The 22,779-nt window shown below is 62.8% G+C and carries 12 protein-coding genes; 10 read left to right on the plus strand and 2 right to left on the minus strand.

Translation table 11 applies throughout. The features are described from left to right. Window position 1: 1 nt before the first annotated feature. Window positions 2-220: a hypothetical protein gene (locus PQR62_RS03625; protein WP_408154915.1), complete on the plus strand. Its 219-nt coding sequence runs from the start codon at window positions 2-4 to the stop codon at window positions 218-220. 258 nt (window positions 221-478) lie between these two features. Further along, entirely contained in the window at window positions 479-9,289 is an 8,811-nt protein-coding gene (locus tag PQR62_RS03630) for a glycoside hydrolase family 94 protein (RefSeq protein WP_408154917.1), read from the plus strand. A 20-nt stretch (window positions 9,290-9,309) separates the two neighbouring features. Here the strand turns inward: PQR62_RS03630 and PQR62_RS03635 are convergent, their stop codons facing one another. Both PQR62_RS03635 and PQR62_RS03640 read right to left on the minus strand, forming a co-directional pair. Beyond that, entirely contained in the window at window positions 9,310-10,041 is a 732-nt protein-coding gene (locus PQR62_RS03635) for a LysR substrate-binding domain-containing protein (protein ID WP_408154919.1), read from the minus strand. A gap of 194 nt (window positions 10,042-10,235) precedes the next feature. After that, window positions 10,236-11,303: a substrate-binding domain-containing protein gene (locus PQR62_RS03640; protein WP_408154921.1), complete on the minus strand. Its 1,068-nt coding sequence runs from the start codon at window positions 11,301-11,303 to the stop codon at window positions 10,236-10,238. 211 nt (window positions 11,304-11,514) lie between these two features. Here PQR62_RS03640 and PQR62_RS03645 point away from each other — a divergent pair, with 211 nt between their 5' ends. The 8 genes from PQR62_RS03645 (at window position 11,515) to PQR62_RS03680 (ending at window position 22,576) form a co-directional block, all read left to right on the plus strand. Beyond that, window positions 11,515-13,164: an OFA family MFS transporter gene (locus PQR62_RS03645; protein WP_408154923.1), complete on the plus strand. Its 1,650-nt coding sequence runs from the start codon at window positions 11,515-11,517 to the stop codon at window positions 13,162-13,164. A gap of 451 nt (window positions 13,165-13,615) precedes the next feature. Then, window positions 13,616-14,095: a formate dehydrogenase subunit gamma gene (locus PQR62_RS03650; RefSeq protein WP_408154925.1), complete on the plus strand. Its 480-nt coding sequence runs from the start codon at window positions 13,616-13,618 to the stop codon at window positions 14,093-14,095. Then, window positions 14,092-15,654 (plus strand): formate dehydrogenase beta subunit, encoded by a 1,563-nt coding sequence (locus PQR62_RS03655; protein WP_408154927.1) that lies wholly within the window; start codon window positions 14,092-14,094, stop codon window positions 15,652-15,654. The genes PQR62_RS03650 and PQR62_RS03655 overlap by 4 nt, the downstream gene beginning before the upstream one ends. 67 nt (window positions 15,655-15,721) lie before the next feature. Beyond that, the gene (gene fdhF, locus PQR62_RS03660) at window positions 15,722-18,604 is read left to right on the plus strand and encodes a formate dehydrogenase subunit alpha (protein ID WP_408154928.1); all 2,883 of its coding nucleotides are present in this window, start codon (window positions 15,722-15,724) and stop codon (window positions 18,602-18,604) included. Between the two features lie 48 nt (window positions 18,605-18,652). Beyond that, complete coding sequence (gene fdhD, locus PQR62_RS03665; protein ID WP_408154930.1) at window positions 18,653-19,492, plus strand: formate dehydrogenase accessory sulfurtransferase FdhD; 840 nt, start codon at window positions 18,653-18,655, stop codon at window positions 19,490-19,492. Window positions 19,493-19,565: 73 nt separating this feature from the next. After that, window positions 19,566-19,778, plus strand: a complete 213-nt coding sequence (locus PQR62_RS03670; RefSeq protein WP_408154932.1) for a formate dehydrogenase subunit delta — start codon at window positions 19,566-19,568, stop codon at window positions 19,776-19,778. A gap of 520 nt (window positions 19,779-20,298) precedes the next feature. Then, a complete protein-coding gene (locus PQR62_RS03675) occupies window positions 20,299-21,441 on the plus strand; it encodes a LacI family DNA-binding transcriptional regulator (protein ID WP_408154934.1) in 1,143 nt (380 codons plus the stop codon). A 331-nt stretch (window positions 21,442-21,772) separates the two neighbouring features. After that, window positions 21,773-22,576 (plus strand): transporter substrate-binding domain-containing protein, encoded by an 804-nt coding sequence (locus tag PQR62_RS03680; RefSeq protein WP_408154935.1) that lies wholly within the window; start codon window positions 21,773-21,775, stop codon window positions 22,574-22,576. Window positions 22,577-22,779: the final 203 nt, after the last annotated feature.

Here is a 22,779-nt window from a genome sequence, read left to right on the forward strand (position 1 = left end):
AGTGTTGCTGGCCGGACTGCTGTTCATTTCCGCCCTGACCGGCGGATTTTTATTGGCTGCGCCGACCGTCATGACGCTCGCCTCTCCAAGCGGTTCCCGACGCGCCCGCAATCCGGCGCAGAGGAATAAAAAACAAGGCCGCATGCGAATCGCTTACACTGGAGCAAGTCTTCCTCTTCATTTGCCGTGCAGTCCTTCAGGCAACTTCTACCGTGATTGACAAGGCCGTGACCGTGCGCCGCAGGAGCGCCGGCCGGCCCCGATGTCCTTAAAAACTGCTAGCCGCAGACCGCCGCAAGGCGATTTTCAGGCTCTCTTCATTGCGCAATCCTGCGCACCTTGATCCGCCTCCGGAACGGCGTGTCCCAATTCATTCCTTCAGCTTGCTAGCCGCTCCGGCCTTGGCCGCAGCGCCGTCGTATTCACGTTTTCCGCGGTCCCGTTGACGGGATTGAGCGGATGTAGAGAAAGCTCATCAGTGGAAGCAGATATCCCGCCGCGGTTCGCCTACCTGCGCGCCTTGAAAAAACTCTGGCCGGCCGGTGAAGCGCTGCCGGTCATCGAAGAATCACCGCTGCGGGCGGAATTGTTCAGTGCCTTGCAGATGGAGCAGCATGGCCGCGTGCTGGCGCGGGCGCACAAGCTCAGCGCACAGAAATCGCGGGATGAGCTGTTGCAGCGTCTGGCCGATAACGAAGTGGTCATCATCGATGCCTGCAGTCAGCTCACCGCCGCCATACGCGCCGGACGCCAGGTCACGCCGGCGGCCGAGTGGCTGCTCGACAATTACTATCTCATCGAAGAGCAGATCCGCACCGCCAAGCGCCATTTGCCCAAGAACTACAGCAAGGAGCTGCCGCGATTGCTGCGCAACGGATCTGCCGGGCAGCCACGCGTGTATGACATCGCGCTGGAGATCATCTCGCACGGCGATGGCCGTCTGGATCCGGAAAGCCTGAGCCGTTTCGTGGCCGCCTATCAGCAGATCAGCGTGCTCAAGCTGGGCGAGCTATGGGCCATTCCCATCATGCTGCGGCTGGCCCTGATTGAAAATCTCAGGCGCGTATCGACGCGGCTGGCGACCACCCGCATCAATCGCAATCTGGCGCACGAATGGGCCGATGCCATGGTCGAGGTGACCGAGCGCAGCCCGGGCGACCTGATTCTGCTGGTGGCGGACATGGCGCGCTCCGATCCGCCTATGGACAGCTCTTTCGTGGCCGAGCTGGTGCGACGCCTGCAAGGCCAGAGTTCGGCGCTGACCTTGCCGCTCACCTGGCTGGCCCAGCATCTGGCCGAAAGCGGCCAGACCATAGAACAACTGGTGCTGGCAGAAACCCAGCGTCAGGCTGCCGATCAGGTTTCGATCAGCAACAGCATCGGCAGCCTGCGTTTTCTCAGCACCATGGATTGGCGTGAATTCGTGGAAACCATGAGTGCGGTCAATCAGACCTTGTGCCTTGACCCCGGCGACGCCTATACGCGCATGGATTTCGCCACCCGCGATCAATACCGCCACGTGGTGGAAAAGCTGGCCCGCGACAGCAACATGTCGGAGCTGGAAGTGGCGGAGACTGCAGTCAGGCTTGCGGCTGCGCAGGCTGCGCCGGATCGCTCCGGAGGCCATGCAGATCTTGATGCGCCGGCAGCTGCTCCGCTTTTCCCGTCGCTATCGCAAGCCACGCCGCACGTGGCGCATGTCGGCTATTACCTGATCGGCAAGGGCCTGCCGCAACTGGAGCAGATTGCAGGATGCCGTTTTGCCGCCTGGGCCCGGCTGCAGCGAGGCATGCACCGTCATCCGCTTTCCATGTATCTGGGCGCGATCGGCCTGATCAGTCTGGCCGTGGCCGGCGCCATCGGCGCCCGTGCCCATGCCGACGGCGCCGGTCACTGGCTGCTGGCCGGCCTGATGCTGCTGGCGCTGGTTGCCGGCAGCCATCTGGCGCTGGCGCTGGTGAACTGGCTGGCGACCTTGCTGGTGGCGCCGCGCCGGCTGCCGCGCATGGATTTTTCGGCCGGCATTCCGCGCCAGTTTTCCACGCTGGTGGCGGTGCCGGCCATGCTGTTTACGGCGGAAGATGCCGCCAGTCTGTGCGATGCGCTGGAGATAAGTTTTCTCGCCAATCGCGACGACAATCTGCGGTTTTGCCTGCTGACCGATTTCGCCGACGCGGTCACCGAAACCATGCCGGAGGATGCGCTCTTGCTGGAGCTGGCGCGGCAGGGCATCGCCCAACTCAATCGCAGTTATCCGCGCGCAGGCGGCGATCACTTTCTGCTGTTGCACCGGCCGCGGCGCTGGAACCAGCAGGAGGGCACCTGGATGGCGCAGGAGCGCAAGCGCGGCAAGCTGAGCGATCTGAATCACTTCTTGCGGGGCGGCGCTCCCGATGCGTTTTCACTGGTGGCCGGCGATAGCGGCGGGCTGAGCAATATCCGTTACGTCATCACGCTTGACACCGACACCGAGTTGCCGCGCGAGTCGGCCCGCCAGTTTGTGGCGACCATCGCTCATCCGCTGAATCAGGCGCGCTACGACAAGAATGTACGCCGCATCCGCGAAGGCTACGGCATCCTGCAGCCGCGTGTAGCGGTCAGCCTGCCGGGCGCCGAGGCTTCGCGCTATGAGTTGCTGTGCGGCGGCGAGACCGGCATTGATCCTTACACGCGCACGGTTTCCGACGTGTATCAGGATTTGTTCGGCGAAGGTTCTTTCGTCGGCAAGGGCATTTACGACGTCGATGCCTTCGAGCATGTGCTGGCCGATTGCATGCCCGACAACCGCATTCTCAGCCACGATCTGCTGGAGGGCTGCTATGCCCGAGCCGGGCTGCTCAGCGATGCGCAGCTCTACGAGTCCTATCCTTCCGGCTACAACGCCGATGCCGCGCGCCGCCATCGCTGGGTGCGCGGCGACTGGCAGGTCGCCTCCTGGCTGTTGCCGCAGGTGCCGGCCGGACGTCATGCCGCCAGCGGCCGTATCACACGCCAGGCCAACCCCTTGTCGGCGCTGTCGCGCTGGAAGCTGTTCGACAATCTGCGGCGCAGCCTGGTGCCGGTCGCGCTGACGGCCATGCTGTTGCTGGGCTGGAGTCTGCTGCATTCGCCGTGGTTTCTGAGTCTGGCCTTGCTGGCCATCTTGCTGCTGCCGGCCTTGTGTTCACTGTCGCTGGAATTGCTGCGCAAGCCGGAAGATGTGCTGCTGACCCAGCATGTGGCGGCGACCGTGCATGCGGCCCGGCTGCAACTGGCGCATGTCGCGCTCAATCTGGCGTTCCTGCCGTATGAGGCGGCCTATAACCTGGATGCCATCCTGCGCACCCAATGGCGCGTACTCATATCGCATCGCCTGCTGCTGCAATGGCGGGTGTCGGGCGATAGCCGGGCGCGCTCGGGCAATGATCTGTGGTCCTTTTACCAGCGCATGTGGCTGGCGCCTTTGCTGGCGCTGGCGAGCGCCGGCTGGCTGCTGGCCCAGCGTCCGGCGGCGCTGCCGGCGGCGGCTCTGGTTCTGCTCTTGTGGTGGATCGCGCCGACTGTCGCCTGGTGGATCAGCCAGCCGATACCACGTCGCAAGGTACGCGTGACGGGTGGCCAGACCAGCTATCTGTTCAGTCTGGCGCGCAAGACCTGGCTGTTCTTCGAAACTTATGTGGGACCGGCCGACAACTGGCTGCCGCCGGACAATGTGCAGATGCATCCGACCGAAGTGGTGGCGCATCGCACTTCGCCCACCAATATCGGGCTGTCGCTGCTGGCCAGTCTGGCGGCCTGGGATTTCGGCTACATCGCCGCCGGCCGGCTGCTGGAGCGCACCCGCAATACCTTTGACAGCATGAGCCGGCTGGAGCGCTATCGCGGCCACCTGTTCAACTGGTATGACACGCAGACGCTGCAACCGCTGCCGCCGGCCTATGTGTCGACCGTGGACAGCGGCAATCTGGCCGGGCATCTGCTGACCTTGCGGGCCGGTTTGCTGGCCTTGCCCGAGGCCTCGATTCTGGGCCCGCGCGTGCTGTCCGGCATTCGCGATACCTACGTCATGCTGCTGGCCACGCAGGAAGAGCATCCGCCTGCCGCATGGACCTTGTTCGAGCGCGAACTGGAAGCGGCCAGCCTGTCGGCGCCGCATACCTTGATCGAGATTCACGCATGGCTGACGCGCCTGGATGACCATGCCGTCGCCATCACCGCCGACCTGAACGCCAGCGCAGATGCCGACGCCGATTCCAGCGGCTGGGCGCATGCGCTGGCCAATCAATGCCGGTCTGTGCTGGCCGAGTTGCGCACGCTGGCGCCCTGGCTGGCGGGCGGTCTGGAAGAATGGATACCGTATTTCCCGGCGCTGGCGGAAGTGCCGAGCCTGCGTCGGCTGGCGCAACTGCATACGGATCTGCAAACAGCGTTTGAACGCTTGCCGGCCGGCGAGGCTGCGCTAAGCCGCGCATCGGGCGCCCGGCTGATGCAGCAGGTGGAGCAGGGCAGTCGCCATGCTGCATTGCGCATCGACAGCATTGCCGCGCTGGCGCTGCAGGCCGAGCAGTTGTCGCGCATGGAATATGGTTTCCTCTACGAGCCGTCCACCCATCTGCTGACCATCGGCTACAACGTCACCGAGCGGCGGCGCGATGCCGGCTGCTATGACTTGCTGGCTTCGGAGGCCAGACTGGCGGTATTCATCGCCATCGCCCAGGGCCAGTTGCCGCAGGAGAGCTGGTTTGCGCTGGGACGGCAACTGACCATCGCCGGCGGCGAGCCGATTCTGCTGTCCTGGAGCGGCTCCATGTTCGAGTATCTGATGCCGCTGCTGGTGATGCCGACCTTTGCCCAGACCCTGCTCGACCAGACCTACCGTTCGGCGGTCGAGCGTCAGATTCAGTACGGCGCGCAGCGCGGCGTGCGCTGGGGCATTTCGGAGTCGGGCTACAACAGCTTCGACGCCAGCCTGAATTATCAATACCGCGCCTTCGGCGTGCCGGGCATGGGTTTCAAGCGCGGCCTCGGCGACGATCTGGTGATTGCGCCTTATGCCAGCGTGATGGCGCTGATGGTGGCGCCGGAGCAGGCCTGCATGAATCTTCAGAAATTGTCGCAGGAGGGGGCGGAAGGGCGCTTCGGTTTCTACGAAGCGATCGACTACACGCCGTCGCGCCTGCCGCGCGGGCAGGATAGCGTGCTGGTGCGATCCTTCATGGTGCACCATCAGGGCATGGGCTTTTTGTCGCTGGCCTATGTACTGCTTGACCGGCCCATGCAAAAACGCTTTGAGTCCGATCCTTTGCTGCAAGCCACCATGTCGCTGCTGCACGAGCGGGTGCCCAAGGCGACCGCCAGCTATTCGAACACCACCGATCTGGCCGACATCCGCTCTGCGGCCGGCCATCATGAACAGCACATGCGTGTGCTGTCGCGTCCGGACGGCCGCACGCCGGAAGTGCAGTTGCTCTCCAACGGCCGCTATCACGTGATGATGACCAGCGCCGGCGGCGGTTACAGCCGCTGGAACGGGCTGGCCGTGACGCGCTGGCGCGAAGACGCCACGCGCGACAACTGGGGCGCATTCTGTTACGTGCGCGATGTTGAAAGCAGCCGCTTCTGGTCGGCCGGGCTGCAACCGAGCATGACGCCGCCGGACAACTACGAAGTCATCTTCTCCGAAGGCCGCGCAGAATTCCGCCGCAGCGACGAGCACTTCGACATGCACATGGAAGTGGTCGTGTCGCCGGAGGACGATATCGAATTGCGGCGCACCCGCATCACCAATCGCTCGCGTGTACGCCGCACGATAGAAGTCACGACCTACGCCGAGGTCGTGCTGGCGGCAGCGGCGGCCGACGCCAGCCATCCGGCCTTCAGCAATCTGTTCGTGCAGACCGAGATCGACCGCGCGCGCCAGGCGATTCTGTGTACCCGCCGGCCGCGTTCGGTCAGCGATCAGATGCCCTGGATGTTCCATCTGATGGCCAGTCATGGGGCGAAGGTGGATGCCGTTTCCTACGAAACCGACCGTCTGAAATTCATCGGGCGCGGCCGCACCACGGCTGCGCCGCAAGCCATGCGCGAGGCCGGGCCGTTGAGCGACAGCGCCGGTTCGGTGCTCGATCCGATTGTGGCGATCCGCTACCGGATCACGCTGGAAGCCGAACAGGCGGTCACGGTCGATATCGTGACCGGGGTGGCCGCCTCGCGCGAAACCTGTGTCGAGCTGATCGGTAAATATCAGGACCGGCACATGGCCGACCGCGTGGTCGAGCTGTCCTGGACTCACAATCAGGTCGGCCTGCGCCAGCTCAATGCCAGCGAAGCCGATGCCCAGTTGTACGGGCGCCTGGCCAGTTCGGTGATCTACGTCAATCCCTTGCTGCGCGCCGACGCCGCGATTCTGGCGCGCAATCAGCGCGGTCAGTCTGCGCTGTGGAGCTATGCGATCTCGGGCGATCTGCCTATCGTGCTGCTGCAGATCAAGGATCTGGACAATATCGAGCTGGTGCGCCAGCTGGTGCAGGCGCATGCCTACTGGCGCTCCAAGGGGCTGGCGGTGGATCTGGTGATCTGGAACGAAGATCACGCCGGTTATCGCCAGGTCTTGCAGGAACAGATCATGGGCCTGATTTCATCGGTCACCGGCGCCCATGCCATCGACAGGCCGGGCGGCATTTTCGTGCGCCTGCTGGAGCAGATCTCGGACGAAGACCGGGTCTTGTTCCAGTCGGTGGCGCGCATCATCCTGAGCGACAGCCGCGGTAGTCTGGCCGAGCAGCTCAACCGCCGCGATCTGATGGATGTGCGCATGCCGCGCCTGGTGCCGGAACGGACTGCGCCGCTGGCGGCGCTGTTGCCGCTGCGCGAGGAACGCAAGGCGGCGCGCCTGCCGGTGCGAGAACTGATTCTGAACAACGGTCTGGGCGGCTTCACGCCGGACGGCCGCGAATACCTGATCACCACCGCCGCCGGCAAGCCGACGCCGGCGCCGTGGATCAATGTCATCGCCAATGCGCAGTTCGGCAGCATCGTGTCGGAAAGCGGGCAAGCCTATACCTGGGGCGAAAACGCGCATGAATTCCGTCTCACGCCCTGGGACAACGACCCGGTCTGCGACAGCGGCGGCGAGGCCTACTATCTGCGCGATGAAGAAAGCGGCGTGAGCTGGTCGCCGACGCCGCTGCCGCGTTGCGGCGAAGGCAGTTATCTGACGCGCCACGGCTTCGGCTACAGCGTGTTCGAGCATATGGAAGGCGATCTGTTTTCGGAGTTGACGGTGTATGTGGCGACCGACGCCGCCGTCAAATACTCCGTGCTGCGGGTGCGCAACGGCGGCGATGTCAGGCGCAAGCTGTCCGCCACCGGCTATGTCGAGTGGGTGCTGGGCGACGCCCGCACCAAATCGGCGATGCATATCGTCACCGAGAGCGACGCCGCCTCCGGCGCCGTACTGGCGCGCAATCGCTACAACACCGACTTCGTCGAACGCGTAGCCTTCTTCAATGTGGACGCCGACCTTACTTTGCGCAGCGTGACCGGCGACCGCAATGAATTCATCGGTCGCCACGGTTCATTGCAAAAGCCGGCGGCGCTGGAACGGGCGCGGCTCTCTGGCCGGGTCGGCGCCGGGCTCGATCCCTGCGCCGCGCTGCAGGTGCCGTTCGAACTGAGTCCGGGCCAGGAGCGGGTGCTGGTGTTCGTGCTCGGCATGGCCGATGCGCGCCAGACCGGCATCAGCCATCTGGCGCAGCGCAGTTGCGGCGCGGTGGCCGCCCAGGAGGCGCTGGCGGCGGTGCATGCCTACTGGAATCGCACGCTGGGTACCATCCATATCGACAGCCCCGATCCTGCGCTCAATGTGCTGGCCAACGGCTGGCTGCTGTATCAGACCATCGCCTGCCGTCTGTGGGCGCGCAGCGGTTATTACCAGTCGGGCGGCGCTTTCGGTTTCCGCGATCAGTTGCAGGACACCATGGCGCTGGTGCACAGCGAACCGGCGCTGGCGCGCGCGCATCTTTTGCTGTGCGCGGCACATCAGTTCGTCGAGGGCGATGTCCAGCATTGGTGGCATCCGCCGACCGATCGCGGCGTGCGCACCCATTGTTCGGATGACTACCTGTGGCTGCCGCTGGCGGTGCAGCGCTACGTCAAGAGCAGCGGCGACACCGGCGTGTTGCAGGAACAGGTGCATTTTCTGGAAGGGCGGGCGGTGAATCAGGATGAGGATTCCTACTACGACTTGCCCAATCGCTCGGCCCAGACCGGCAGCCTGTATGAACATTGCGTGCGCGCGATTCGTCACGGACTGCGATTCGGCGTGCATGGTCTGCCGCTGATGGGCTCCTGCGACTGGAACGACGGCATGGACAAGGTGGGCGAGCAGGGGCGCGGCGAAAGCGTCTGGCTCGGTTTCTTCCTGCATGAAGTCCTGAACCGTTTTGCCGAAATTGCGGTGTTGCACGGCGATGCCGACTTCGCGGCTTACTGCGGCGATCAGGCGCAGCAATTGCAGCAGCAGATAGAGCAGCACGCCTGGGACGGCGAATGGTATCGGCGGGCCTATTTCGACGACGGCACGCCGCTGGGTTCGTCGCAAAACGCCGAATGCCAGATCGACTCGATCTCGCAAAGCTGGTCGGTGCTGTCCGGCGCCGGTGCGCCCGAACGTTCGCGCATGGCGATGCAGGCGGTTGACCGCAGGCTGGTGCGACGCGACGAGTCGCTGATCCAGCTGCTCGATCCGCCCTTCGACAAGTCCGAGCAGAACCCCGGCTACATTCGCGGCTACGTGCCGGGTGTGCGTGAAAACGGCGGGCAATACACGCATGCCGCGATCTGGACGGCGATGGCTTTTGCGCATATGGGCGACAGCGCGCGCGCCTGGGAATTGCTGGGCATGATCAATCCGCTCAATCATGCCCGCACGCCGCAAGAGGTGCAGCGCTACAAGGTCGAGCCGTATGTGATTGCGGCCGATGTGTATGCGGTGTCGCCGCATGTGGGGCGCGGCGGCTGGACCTGGTACACGGGCTCGGCCGGCTGGATGTATCGCTTGATCGTGGAGTCGCTGCTGGGTCTGACGGTGGAGGCCGAGATATTGCGGCTGAAGCCTTCGCTGCCGGCCGACTGGAGCGGCTACGAGATGCGCTATCGCTATTGGGATACCTCGTATCTGATCCGCGTGCGGCGCGGTGAGGGCGCAGCGCGACGCTTGTTGCTGGACGGGCTGGAGCAGCAGGCGGAGTGGGTCGTGATGGTCAACGATCAGCGCGAGCATCTGGTTGAGATCACGCTGCCGGCCTGATTCTGCCGGCAACTTGGTGCTCAGGCCAATTGTTCTTTGAAGATGCGTTCCAGTGTCTGCGCCACATGGCGCACCGCGATGTCTTCATCGCGCCGTTTATGCCAGACCAGATGCAGCGGAAAGCCGGGTAGCGGCAGCGGAGGGCGGAAGCAGGCGAGCGCCGGTTCCCGGCCCGCCGCTGTTTTTGGTACGCAGTGCACCGGCAGCATGGCGATCAGGTCCGACTGCTCCAGTAGCGCCGGCACCATCAGCAAGCTCGGCACCACCATGCCGATTCTTCGCGTCAGGCCGTGCGTGCGCAATTCCCCGTCGAGCGCGCCCTGGCTGGCGCCGCTGCCCGACACGATCACATGCGGATAGGCCAGCCAGTTCTTCAGTGTCAGCCTTTGCGCGGCCGGATGGTCCTTGCGCATCGCCACCACATAGCGCTCCTGCAAGACTTCGCGTTGCTGAAAGGTCGCGCTGAGCTTTGGCATGGCGGATACCGCGATATCCGTCTCGCCGCGTTCCATGCGATCGACGGCGGCGCTTGCACCCAGCCAGGGCTGAATGATGATGTTCAGGTCGGGCGCGCTGCGGCTCAGCTCGCGCTGCAGATGAGGCGCCAGCAGCACCGCCGGATAGTCTGCCATCAGCACGTGCACGTTGCGCGCGACCGTGGCGATGTCTTCTTGCGGGAGTCTGTCGGCTTGCTCCGCTGATTCAAGGTCAAGCAGTGTCAGCAGATGGGGATCGAGCGAGTGTAAGTTCATGAAGCGAATGATGCGATGTAGAGAGGATCCGGCGCATTCATCCGGGATGGATCAGCGATGAATGCGGGAGGGAGCGGGATCATACAGGCATTCACCGATAGCGGTGCGGATAAACACCGCGGTGCGCGCGTCGGCGGCGCGTGTCAGTGCCGACTTGTCGGTTCAGTTGCATCGCCTTCGGGTGAATCAGTGCATCAGCCGAAGGCGTCCTTCAGCGTCTGGATCTTGCCGGTATCGCTGGCGTCGTAGCCGGCCAGGTTGTTGACCACCGAGCGGAAGGATTCCGACTGCAGGATGTCGATCACCGAACGGATCAGCGGATCGTGCAAGGAGGCGGCCGGTAATGCGAAGAAATAGCGCTCGCGCACCAGCGGGATGAATTCCAGGCCGAAGCGATGCGAGGCAGTCTGCACGCCGAAGCCGACATCGGCCATGCCGCTGGCGATGAAGGCGGCCACCGCCGAGTGCGTGAATTCAGTGTTTTCGAAACCGTTGATCTTCTTGTGGGAAATCCCTTCGCCGGCCAGCATCAGCTCCAGCAGCATGCGCGTGCCGGACCCGGCCTCGCGATTGACGAAGCGCAGATCGCTGCGCGTCAGGTCGGCCAGGGTCCTGATGTTCTTGGGATTGCCGGGCTCCACGAACAGGCCCTGACTGCGTACCGCCAGATGAATCAGGCAATCGCTGCGCTTGTTCAGCCATTTGGCATAGGCGGCGATGGCGGGGCGCTCGAACTGGCCCAGCGGCACATGAAAGCCGGCCAGGTCGCATTCCTGCCGCGACAGCGCGGCCACCGCATCGGTGCTGTGCCGGTAGCGCACTTCCACCGGCAGCCGCGCTTCATTGATCTTGCCCAGCAGCGCCGCCACCGCAAAACCGTGGCTGGCGTTGAGGCGCACCGTTTCCGATTTGCCTTCCACGGTTTTGCCCAGCTCGATTTCGAGTTCCGACGCCAGACTGTCCAGCGTCGGCGACAAACGCGCGCTGACCAGGCGGTCCGCCCATAGAAGTTTGTTGGCAAAGTCCGTCAATGTGGTGCCGCGACCACGCCCGCTGCTGATCAGTTGATTGCCGAAAATGCGCTCCGCTTCCCGCAACAGGCCCCAGGCGTGCCGATAGGAATGGCGGATCTGCTGAGCGGCCTGTGCGATGGAACCGCTTTGCTGGACTGCGGTGAGCAGCGTGAGCAGGTTGGCGGTGTCGAGCGGAGGCTCGGCGTCGTAGGAGATTTCCCAGTGGGGTTTGATGTGAACTTTATACATATATATGTAATATATAGCATATTGAATGGGCGGGTTTTCGGTGGTAACTTCCCGGCATCCTGCTAGTTCGATAAAAAATATATGCAATATTATGCATATAGCAAGGGAGATTGTCGCAAAGATGGGTGTGATTTTCGGGAAATCGCGCTCTGACCGGCTTTGCAACCGCCTCCCTCCATCAACATCCACACCTTATAAAAACGGAGGAATAATGGCTTTCGACTTCCTGAACAAGGAACACACGGTTGCCAAACCGGGCTTTAATCGGTGGCTGGTTCCGCCTGCGGCGCTCGCCATTCACTTGTGTATCGGGATGGCCTACGGCTTTTCCGTGTTCTGGCTGCCACTGTCAAAGGCGTTAGGGGTAACGTCCGCGATTGCCTGTGCACCCGATATCGGCTTCTTCGAGCAAATATTTTCCTCCAGCTGCGACTGGAAAATCTCCATGCTGGGCTGGATGTACACCATGTTCTTCGTGCTGCTCGGCATTTCCGCTGCGATCTGGGGCGGCTGGCTGGAACATGCAGGCCCGCGCAAGGCAGGCGTAGTGTCGGCGATCTGCTGGTGCGGCGGCTTGCTGATTTCGGCGCTGGGCGTCAAGACTCACCAGCTGTGGCTGATGTGGCTGGGCTCCGGCGTGATCGGTGGCGTTGGCCTGGGCCTGGGCTATATCTCGCCCGTCTCGACCCTGATCAAGTGGTTCCCTGACCGTCGCGGCATGGCGACCGGCATGGCCATCATGGGGTTCGGCGGCGGCGCGCTGGTCGGCACTCCGCTGGCCGATGCGCTGATGAAGAAGTTCGCCACCCCGACCTCGGTCGGCGTGTGGGAAACCTTCGTCGTCATGGCGATCATTTACTTCGTGTTCATGATGGCCGGCGCCTTCGGCTACCGCGTACCGCCTTCGGGCTGGAAGCCGGCCGGCTGGACGCCGCCAGCACCTGCCGCCGGCAGCGGCACCATGATCACCCAGAACCATGTGCACGTCTCCAAGGTCTGGGGCATTCCCCAGTTCTGGCTGGTGTGGCTGGTGCTGTGCCTGAACGTGTCGGCCGGTATCGGCGTGATCGGCATCGCCTCGCCGATGCTGCAGGAAGTGTTCGGTGGTCACCTGCTGGGCGTGGACGTCGGCTTCAACGACCTCTCGATCGAACAGAAGGCGGCAGTCGCCGCGCTGGCGGCCGGCTTCACCGGCCTGATCAGCCTGTTCAACATCGGCGGTCGTTTTGCCTGGGCTTCGTGCTCGGACTTCTTCGGCCGCAAGATGACCTACGCGATCTTCTTCGTGCTGGGCTTCGTGCTGTACGTCAGCCTGCCGTGGTCGGCCAAGGGTCATAGCGTGGCCCTGTTCGTCGGCGCAGTCTGCATCATCCTGTCGATGTACGGCGGCGGCTTCGCTACCGTGCCGGCTTACCTGGCCGACCTGTTCGGCACCCAGATGGTGGGCGCCATCCACGGCCGCCTGCTGACCGCGTGGGCGACCGCCGGCATCCTGGGCCCGGTGGTGGTGAACTACATGCGCGAGTATCAACTGTCGCTGGGCATGCCCAAGGACCAGGTCTACAACACCACGATGTACATCCTGGCCGGCATGCTGGTGGTGGGTCTGCTCTGCAACCTGCTGATCCGCCCGGTCGCCGCCAAGCATTTCATGACGCCGGATGAACTGGCGCATGAAAAGAAACTGGCGCACGAGAAGTCAGCGGCCGAAGCGGCGGCGACCGCCTCGTCGGACGACATGTCCAAGATCGGTTCCGGCGGCAACCCTGCGCTGATCGGCCTGGCATGGGCAGCAGTGGGCATCCCGCTGGTATGGGGCATCACCCTGGTGCTGCAGAAGTCGGCCGTGCTGTTCCGCTGATCTGCCACTGAAGGTCAGGCAATACCGGTCGGCGCCTGCGAGGGTGCCGGCCAGCGGCGAAAGCCGCTGACACAAGCCGCAAGGCACGCATTCGCCGGCGGCTTGTGTCAGCGACTATCAAAAATCAGGAGCAGGGACCGTCCGGGCAGCTTACGCCGGCAGCCCGCATCCGCAGTGTTCAGTACCAACCGTAAAAGGCAGGGAGAACATGCAACAACGGAGACCAGCTGTATCCATCCACGGCGCCATTTTCCATGGTTCCGCGTGTGCCTGCGCCATCGACATGGCGCAGGCACGCTCCATTCTTGTCCCCCGTCTGTTACCTCACATGCATCAGGCTGGCCGCGCTTCGGGCCAAGGCAAAGCCGTACCCGGTTTCATTTGAAAAACGCGGCCGGCCAGCAGATCCCGAAGGGACGACGGCCGCATCAACGCAAGGCAGGAGACTTCAATGGACAGGCAACAGAGTTTCGACGTGGCGGCGGTGCGCGGCATCATCGCCGAACGCAAGGGGATGGCGGGCGCCATGTTGCCCATCCTGCACGGGATACAGGAGAAGGTCGGCTATGTGCCGGCCGACGCGGTGCCGATGATCGCCAGCGAGCTCAACGTCTCGCGCGCCGAGGTGCATGGCGTGATTTCCTTCTATCACTTCTTCCGCCAGCAGCCGGCCGGCAAGCACGTGGTGCAGGTATGCCGCGCCGAGGCTTGTCAGGCGCGCGGCGCCGAGGCGCTGGCCGCGCAGGTGCAGCAGCAGCTCGGCTGCGGATTTCATGAGACCACGGCCGACGGCCTGTTCACGCTGGAGCCGGTGTATTGCCTGGGACAATGTGCCTGCGGGCCCAACATCACGATCGACGATGATCTGCACGCGCGTGTCGGCAGTGAAAAATTCCGGCGCCTGATGCAGGCCAAGCGAGGTGCACCATGAGCGCCGCCATCACCGTGTATGTCCCGCGCGATTCGACCTCGATTGCGCTCGGCGCCAACCAGGTGGCGGCCGCCATCAGTGACGAAGCGCACAAGCGCGGTCTGTCCATCCGGCTGGTGCGCAACGGTTCGCGCGGCATGTTCTGGCTGGAGCCGCTGGTGGAAGTCGATGTGCTGTCGCGCCGCGTGGCCTATGGTCCGGTGGTGCCGGAAGACGTGCCCTCGCTGTTCGATGCCGATTTTCTGGATGGCGGTGATCACCCCTTGCGGCAGGGCGTGACGGAAGACATTCCCTATCTGAAAAATCAGGAGCGCCTGACCTTCGCCCGGGTGGGCATCACCGACCCTGTGTCGCTGGACGACTATCTGGCGCACGAGGGCTATGCCGGTCTGCAGCAAGCCTTGCAGATGACGCCGGCCGCCGTGGTGCAGCAGGTGCTGGATTCCGGCCTGCGCGGACGCGGCGGCGCGGCCTTCCCGACCGGCACCAAATGGCAGACCGTGGCGGCCGCGCAGGCCGACCGCAAATACATCGTCTGCAATGCCGACGAAGGCGATTCCGGCACCTTCTCCGACCGCATGGTGATGGAAGATGATCCCTTCATGCTGATCGAAGGCATGAGCATCGCCGCGATTGCAGTCGGCGCCACGCAGGGCTACATCTATGTGCGCTCGGAATATCCGCATGCGATTGCGGCGCTCAAAGAAGCGATTGCCGTCGCCGGACAGCACGGCTATCTGGGCGACAACATCCTCGGTTCCGGCCGGACGTTCAGGCTGGAAGTGCGCAAGGGCGCAGGCGCTTACATCTGCGGCGAAGAAACCGCCTTGCTGGAAAGCCTGGAAGGCAAGCGCGGCGTGGTGCGCGCCAAGCCGCCGCTGCCGGCACTGCAAGGCTTGTTCGGCAAGCCGACCGTGATCAACAACGTCATCTCGCTGGCCAGCGTGCCGATCGTGATGGCGCGCGGCGCCGCCTTTTACAAAAACTACGGCGTCGGCCGTTCCATGGGGACCTTGCCGTTCCAGCTGGCCGGCAACATCAGGCACGGCGGCCTGGTCGAGAAAGCCTTCGGCCTGACGCTGCGGCAATTGCTGGAGGACTTCGGCGGCGGCAGCGAAAGCGGGCGGGCTATTCGTGCAGTGCAGATGGGCGGCCCGCTGGGCGCTTACATGCCGGCTTCACAATTCGACACGCCGCTGGACTACGAAGCCTTCGCCGCCATCGGCGCCATGATCGGGCACGGCGGGCTGGTGGTGTTCGACGACAGCGTCGACATGGCAAAACAGGCGCGCTATGCCATGGAATTCTGCGCGGTCGAATCCTGCGGCAAATGCACGCCGTGCCGCATCGGCTCCACGCGCGGGGTGGAGGTGATCGACAAGATCATCGCCAATCAGGATCACCAGCGGCCGCAGCAAATTCATCTGCTGCGCAGCCTGTGCGACACCATGGTCAACGGCTCGCTGTGCGCGATGGGCGGCATGACGCCGTTCCCGGTGCTGTCGGTGCTGAATCATTTTCCGGAAGATTTCGGCGCGCCGGCGGAGCGAGCGGCCTGAAATTTATCCTGCATTCATCCCAGCCAGATCACTTATTCACCTCAGGTATTCAGCAAGGAGTTGCGTCATGAATCAGCTCAATGAAACGGATTACGGTACCCCGCAGCGCAGCGCGGCGCAGCAAGTCACACTGGAGATCGACGGCGTCAGCGTCACGGTGGCGGCCGGCACGTCGGTGATGCGGGCGGCGGTCGAGGCCGGCGTCAACGTGCCCAAGCTGTGCGCCACCGACAGTCTGGAGCCCTTCGGCTCCTGTCGCCTGTGTCTGGTCGAGATCGAAGGCAAGGATGGGCGCAAGATGAAGGGCTATCCTGCCTCCTGCACCACACCCTGCGAAAGCGGCATGAAGGTGCAGACGCAGACGCCGAAACTGGCCGAGATCCGGCGCGGCGTGATGGAGCTGTACATCTCCGACCATCCGCTGGATTGCCTGACCTGCCCGACCAACGGCAATTGCGAACTGCAGGACATGGCCGGCGCCGTCGGCCTGCGCGAGGTGCGCTACGGCTATGAAGGCGAGAACCACATCGAGATGAAGAAGGATGAGTCCAATCCCTACTTCACCTACGATCCCTCCAAATGCATCGTCTGCAACCGCTGCGTGCGCGCCTGCGAAGAAACCCAAGGCACCTTCGCGCTGACCATCAACGGCCGCGGTTTCGAATCGCGCGTGTCGGCCGGACAGATGGATTCCTTCATGGAGTCGGAGTGCGTTTCCTGCGGCGCCTGCGTGCAGGCTTGCCCGACCGCGACGCTGACCGAAAAGACCGTGATCATGATGGGCCAGGCCGAGCACAGCAAGGTCACCACCTGCGCCTATTGCGGCGTCGGCTGCGCCTTCAAGGCCGAGATGAAGGGCAATGAAGTGGTGCGCATGGTGCCGTACAAGGACGGCAAGGCCAATCACGGCCATTCCTGCGTCAAGGGCCGTTTCGCCTGGGGCTATGCGACGCACAAGGACCGCATCCTCAATCCCATGATCCGCAAGCACATCAGCGACCCGTGGCAGGAAGTCTCATGGGAAGAAGCGCTGAGCTACGCCGCCAGCGAGTTCCGCCGGATTCAGGCGAAGCACGGCAAGGACGCCATCGGCGGCATTACCTCTTCACGCTGCACCAATGAAGAAACCTATCTGGTGCAAAAGCTGGTGCGCGCCGCCTTCGGCAACAACAACGTCGACACCTGCGCGCGGGTCTGCCATTCGCCGACCGGCTACGGCCTCAAGCAAACCTTGGGTGAATCGGCCGGCACCCAGACTTTCGACTCGGTCATGAAGTCGGACGTGATCATGATCATCGGCGCCAATCCGGCCTCCGGCCATCCGGTGTTTGCCTCGCAGATGAAGCGCCGCCTGCGTCAGGGCGCGAAGCTGATCGTGATCGACCCGCGCACCACCGAGATGGTGAAGTCGCCGCATATTCAGGCCGACTATCACCTCAAGCTGCGGCCCGGCACCAATGTCGCGCTGATCACGGCGCTGGCGCATGTCATTCTGTCCGAGGGCTTGCAGCAGGAGGATTACATCAATGAGCGCTGCGATCTGAAGTCGTATGCCGACTGGAAGGAGTTCGTGCTGCGTCCCGAGAATTCGCCTGAGGCCATGGCCGCCGTTACCGGCGTGCCCGCCGACGCCGTGCGCGGGGCGGCGCGTCTGTTCGCCGGCGGCGGCAATGGCGCCATCTATTACGGGCTGGGCGTGACCGAGCATGCCCAGGGTTCGACCATGGTGATCGGTATCGCCAATCTGGCCATGTGCACCGGCAACGTCGGGCGCGAAGGCGTGGGCGTCAATCCGCTGCGCGGGCAGAACAATGTGCAGGGCTCCTGCGACATGGGTTCCTTCCCGCATGAGTTGCCCGGCTATCGGCACATTTCGGATTCGACCGTGCGCGCCACTTTCGAGCAGGCCTGGGGCGTGACGCTCAATCCCGAGCCGGGTCTGCGCATTCCCAACATGTTCGACGCTGCGCTGGACGGCAGCTTCAAGGGCCTGTATTGCGAGGGGGAAGACATCGTGCAGTCCGACCCCAACACGCAGCATGTGGCGGCGGCGCTGCAGGCGATGGAATGCATCGTGGTGCAGGATCTGTTCCTCAACGAAACCGCCAAGTACGCCCACGTGTTCCTGCCCGGCTCATCCTTCCTCGAAAAGGATGGCACCTTCACCAATGCCGAGCGCCGCATCTCGCGCGTGCGCAAGGTGATGCCGCCCAAGGCCGGCAAGTCCGACTGGGAAGTCACGGTGGCGCTGGCCGCAGCGCTCGGTTATCCGATGGCTTACAATCATCCGTCGGAAATCATGGATGAAATCGCGGCGCTGACGCCGAGTTTTCATGGCGTCAGTTATCAGCGTCTGGAACAGCTGGGCAGCATCCAGTGGCCGTGCAATGACAACGCGCCGGAAGGCACGCCCATCATGCACATCGGCAGCTTCATCCGGGGCAAGGGCAAGTTCCTCAATACCCAGTATTTCGCCACCGATGAAAAGGTGACGCAGCGTTATCCGCTGATCCTGACCACCGGCCGTATCCTGTCGCAATACAACGTCGGGGCGCAGACGCGGCGCACCGAGAATTCGCAGTGGCACAGCGAAGACCGGCTGGAGGTGCATCCGCACGACGCCGAGGATCGCGGCATCAGAGAGGGCGACTGGGTCGGTATAGAATCGCGCGCCGGACATACCGTATTGCGTGCCACCGTGACCGAACGCGTGCAGCCGGGCGTGGTGTACACCACCTTCCACTTTCCGGAATCGGGCGCCAACGTGATTACCACCGACAACTCCGACTGGGCCACCAACTGCCCCGAGTACAAGGTGACGGCGGTGCAGGTGATGCCAGTGACCCAGCCCTCGCAATGGCAGCAGCATTACCAGCGCTTCAACCGTGAGCAATTGGATTTGTTGCAGGGCGAGAAGGCGGTGGCGGCTGAGCCTTTGGTGACAAAGTAGCGCCGCCTCGATCAACAGCAGAACTTCAGCTTTAAAGAAAGTCAGTCAATGAGTGCATGTCCCATCCCCACCGGCAATGAAGTCGCCGGCGAATTCGATACCTCGGCACGCGTCGAGGTCGAGCGCTGGCGCGACGGGCGGCGTGAGACGGTGCAAGACGTCGTGGCTGAAGAGGTGCCGATTGCGCTGGAATACAACGGCATTTCGCATGCCGTGATGATGGCGACGCCGGCCGATCTGGAAGATTTTGCGCTGGGCTTTTCGCTGACCGAAGGCATTCTGGCCGACCCCAGCGAACTCTACGATTGCGAAATCGTGGCGGGGGCGGACGGCATACAGGTGCAGATGAAGGTGGCGACCGAGCGTTTCCTCGCGCTCAAGGAAAAACGCCGCAATCTGACCGGCCGCACCGGCTGCGGCCTGTGCGGCGCGGAAACGCTGGAGCAGGCGGTCCGGCATCCGGCTGCGGTGGCGCATGCGGGCGCGCAGTTCAGTATCGATCAGATTCACGCCGCGCTGGAACAGATGCAGCAAGGCCAGCAATTGCAGCAACTGACCGGGGCCACGCACGCGGCGGCCTGGCTGCGCGCCGACGGCCGGATTGCGCTGGTGCGTGAAGACGTCGGCCGGCATAACGCGCTGGACAAGCTGATCGGCGCGCTGGCCGAAGCCGGTGAAGATTTCGCCGGCGGTGCGCTGATCATCACCAGCCGCGCCAGTTACGAGATGGTGCAGAAAGCGGCCACGGTCGGCATCGGCTTCATCGCCGCGATCTCGGCGCCGACGGCGCTGGCGATCCGGCTGGCGGAAGAGACCGATGTCACCTTGCTGGGTTTCGTGCGGCGGCAGGGGCATGTGGTGTATGCGCGGCCGCATCGGCTGCGTTGAAGGCGCGGGCAAAGCCGGCGGACAAATACAGGAATGCCGATAAACGGAAGAAGCAGGATCGACGAGGACGACTATGGATACTTCACACCTGATCAAGATGGCTAACCAGATCGGCGCCTTCTTCTCGACCATGCCGGATCATCCGCAGGCGGTGGCCGATCTGGCGGCGCATATCAGGCGCTTCTGGGAGCCGCGCATGCGGCGCGAGCTGATGCAATACGTGGATGGCGGCGGCGCGGAGCTGAGTCCCATCGTGCTGGAAGCGGTAACGCAGCATAAGCTGTGACAAGATTCCGGTAGAAATACGACAGGCGCGAGCCGTGAATGTGTTTGTGTGCTCAGGAATTGCTCAAGGCGCTCTCATTGAGCGCTTTTTTTATGCGCGATAAAAACACCCGGTACGTATTTCAGTCCCGGGTGCGCCGGTTTTTCGATGTCATGCGGCAATGATTCGTCCTGATTGTGGAGGCCGGAAATTGCATTGCAGCAGATGCACGTAATCGTGCATGCAGTGACGAGGGCATGCTGCTCCTGCCTGCAAGGATTCTTGAATACGGGCGAGGCGATGCCGAATTGACATTTCGAGGGTGAATTTGCTGCTCTGCAGCGCAAAATAAAAGCGAGTAAAAGCTAATTTCATCCGCTATCAATTCATCGTTTTTGATCAAAATTTTCATCTGAAAAAAGTTTGCAAAAGAATTTTCACGCTGCTATCTTGGAACCGGTTCCAAAGATTCCACAAAAAAGTAGCCCCGGAACCGGTAGCACAAATCAACAGATAAAAATCAATCGATTTGGCGGGCAGAGTGAGACAAAACCATAGCAAGCTCCCGGCAGGCGGCGGCACGGAGCGCGTCACGATTGCGCAAGTCGCGCGTGAGGCAGGCGTGTCGAAAACCAGCGTATCGCGCTTCCTCGGCGGCGAATTCGATGCGCTGTCGGTGCACCTGCGGGAACAGATCGACAAGACAATTACCCGGCTCGGTTATCATCCGAGCCAGATGGCGCGCGGCCTCAAGGGCGGACGCACCAGGCTGATCGGCATGCTGGTGGCGGATATCCTGAATCCGTATTCGGTCGCGGTGCTGCACGGCGCCGAAGCCGCATGCCAGAAATACGGTTACACGCTGATGCTGTGCAATACCGGCAATGATGAAAAACGCGAGCAGCTGTCGCTGGCGGCGCTGCACTCTTATAGCGTCGAAGGTTTGCTGTTCAACACCCAGGGGCGCAATGTGACGCCGCTGCGTGAGCTGGGGCAGGCGGCGTTTCCGGTGGTGCTGCTGGATCGCCGCATCGAAGGCTGCGATTTCGATCTGGTCGGACTGGACAATATCGGCGCCGGGCAACTGGCGACGCGTCATCTGCTGGAGCAGGGCTATACCGACATCGCGCTGGTGGTGCAGCCGCTGTACGGCGTGAGTTCGCGTCAGGGACGGCAGAACGGCTTCCTGCAGGCGATGGCGACCCAGCCCGGCAGTCATGGCGAAACGCTGGAAGTGCATCTGGATCAGCCCGGCCATGTCGCCGTGGTGCTGCAGGAGTTTTTCCAGCGCCGCCGCCACAGCAAGGGCCGCATGGCGCTGTTGGCCGGCAACGGCATGGTGTCGCTGCAGATTGCACTGGCCCTGCGCAGCATGAAACTGAAGTTTCCCGAAGATATCGGTCTGCTGTGTTTTGATGAGCTGACCTGGTCGCCGCTGGTGGATTGCGGCATCAGCACCATCGAACAGCCGACCTACGAAATCGGCTTCACTGCGATCGAGCGCCTGCTGGCGCGCATCAACGGCGAGCGTTCGGTGCGCATGGAAATTCTGCTGGACGGCAAGCTGATCAAGCGCGGTTCAAGCATGGCAGGCAATGACAGCACGGCGCACAGCAGCGACGTGGCGAAGAAATCCCGGGCCGCGAACAGCTTCGCTCCATCCGTTCAACAGACGCCTGTTTAGGGTTTTTCTGGAACCGGTACCAGAGTCGATCTCAACAATCGGCTCCAGGTTGATGAGGCTGAAGCTGATCCGGGTTTGGAGTAAAACAAGCTTGCGGTAAGACCTTTGAAAAGGACTGCGTACGTTGCGTCAGGCAGTTTGAAGAAATTGAAGAAATTGACCGTCGCGCTGCTTTGGCGAAGAAGCAGCGGTGTCGGACAAAGGGCCATGCCCGAAAAATGACCTGGACCAATATCAGGCATGCAGTAAAAAAGGAGGGGCGCAAGCCTCATTAAGGATCGTTGCAGTGGCGGCTGATTTCAGGCCGGAGCAATTTCTAGGAGACATCACCATGAGCATCAAACAACTGTTCAGCACCAAGTTTCTCGCGCTGACCCTGGCCGCATCCTGCGCGGTCGGCGCAGCGGCCAGCGCCAGCGCGCAGACGATTGCCGATCTGATGAAGAAGGGCAAAGTCACCATCGGCGTGGTCAGCGGCACACCGCCGTTCGGCAGCGTGGACGCCAAGGGCGAACCGATCGGTTACGACGTCGACGTCGCCAACCTGATCGGCAAGTATCTGGGCCTGCCGGTGGAGATTGTGCCGCTGGTGCCGCCGGCCCGTATCCCGGCGCTGGAATCGGGCAAGGTCGATTTCCTGGCCGCCACGCTGGCGCCGACGCCTGAGCGCGCCAAGTCGGTCATGTTCACCATTCCTTACAGCGGCTTCGAGTTGTCCATCGTCGGTCCGGTCGGCTCCAAGTACAAGGTGCTGGGCGATCTGGTGAAGAAGAAGGTCGGCGTTTCGCGCGGCAGCACCAACGACACCGCACTGACACGTCTGGCGCCTCCGGGCACCGTGCTGGTCCGTTTTGAAGACGACTCTACCGTGACCCAGGCGCTGCTGAGCAACCAGGTCGATGCGATCTCGATCCCGAACACCATGGCGACTGAAATCGTCAAGACGCGCGGCGCCGGCAAGATCGAAATCAAGTTCCCGTACTCGGTGCAGCCGAACTCCATGACCGTGCGCAAGGGTTCCTTCGAACTGCAGCAATGGCTCAACAACTTCATTTACTACGTGAAGCTGAACGGCGAGCTGGATGCGATTTCGCGCAAGTGGGCGGGGCCTCTCCCTAACCTCCCAGTCTTCTAAAACTTGCTCAGCTTCCTACTGCGAGACCGTGATCGGCGCGCATGCGCTGCTCGAAATCCTCATGTACTGAAGTACATTCCGGTTTCTGTGCTGCTCTGCGCACCGCTGACGGTCTCTCGCTACGGAATCTGAACAAGTTTGCATGTGGTGGAGGTGAGTGGCGTTGGCGATTCTTGTTGTCATCGCTGCGTTGAAAAAGCAGA

The sequence above is a fragment of the Herbaspirillum lusitanum genome (assembly GCF_046025995.1).
Lineage (GTDB): Bacteria > Pseudomonadota > Gammaproteobacteria > Burkholderiales > Burkholderiaceae_D > Herbaspirillum > Herbaspirillum lusitanum_A.